The sequence below is a fragment of the Pseudomonas sp. MIL9 genome (assembly GCF_016887925.1).
GTDB lineage: Bacteria > Pseudomonadota > Gammaproteobacteria > Pseudomonadales > Pseudomonadaceae > Aquipseudomonas > Aquipseudomonas mohnii.
This window is the reverse complement of record NZ_JAFEHE010000058.1, coordinates 1-921: the sequence shown is the minus strand read 5'-3', so window position 1 is coordinate 921 and position 921 is coordinate 1. Positions and strand designations below refer to the sequence as shown.

The 921-nt window shown below is 56.7% G+C and carries 1 protein-coding gene; it reads left to right on the top strand.

The annotated features are described in order from the left end of the window. Positions 1-67 precede the first annotated feature (67 nt). Positions 68-921, top strand: a protein-coding gene (locus tag JQF37_RS31210) for an IS5 family transposase (RefSeq protein ID WP_141718332.1) whose coding sequence is annotated in 2 segments (ribosomal slippage) — positions 68-421 and positions 424-921 — 852 coding nt in all. Because the reading frame shifts where the segments join, the coding sequence is not laid out codon by codon here.

Genomic DNA, 921 nt, shown 5'->3' with positions numbered 1-921 from the left:
GCGAATTAGGTTTTGTACGAAAAGTCGTTGTGGCTAAAATTGCCGCCATGACCGGTTGGAGGCCCGTATGGCAAGGCGTTACGAACTTTCTGATGCGTCATGGGAGCTGATCAAGGATTTGGTTTCTCCAGAACAGAAAATGGGCCGTCCTCGCAACGATGATCGTCAGGTTCTCCACGGAATTCTGTGGATCCTGTGCTCGGGCGCTCCCTGGCGCGACCTGCCTGAACGCTTTGGGCCTTGGTCAACGGTGTATCAGCGTTTTCGTGACTGGCGCGACGACGGCACATTCGAGCGAGTACTGGAGCGTCTGCATATTCGGCTGAACCGGGAAGGACTGATCGACTTGGACACCTGGATGATCGACTCCACCGCAGTACGAGCAACCCGAGCCTCTTCAGGCGCCGGGAAAAAGGGGGGCCTGAAGAACCGTTAGACCATGCCTTGGGGCGCAGTCGAAGCGGTCTGACCACCAAGATTCACATGGTGTGCGATGCCAATGGCGTGCCATTGCATTTCAGGCTTTCACCAGGACAAGCCAGTGATGTCTCCCACGCTCAGCCGCTGCTGGATGCTGTAAGAATTGCTGGCAAGCCAGGACGACCGCGTAAACGTAGCCGGTGGTTGCTGGCTGACAAGGGATACGATGCCGAGCACCTGCGCCAGTACTGCGACCGTTACCGAATGCAGCCGGTAATCCCATTGCGCGCTATGCCGCGCAAACCTCGACCTGGCTTGCCCCGACTGTTTGACCGGCCCAAATACCGGCAACGGAACATCATTGAGCGGATGTTTGGCTGGCTGAAAGAAAATCGCAGGATCGGCACTCGCTATGACAAGCTGGCCAAGAGCTTTGCAGCCATGGTCACCTTGGCCTGCAGCCTACGTTGCATGCGGCAATACTTTTCGTACAAAGCCTAG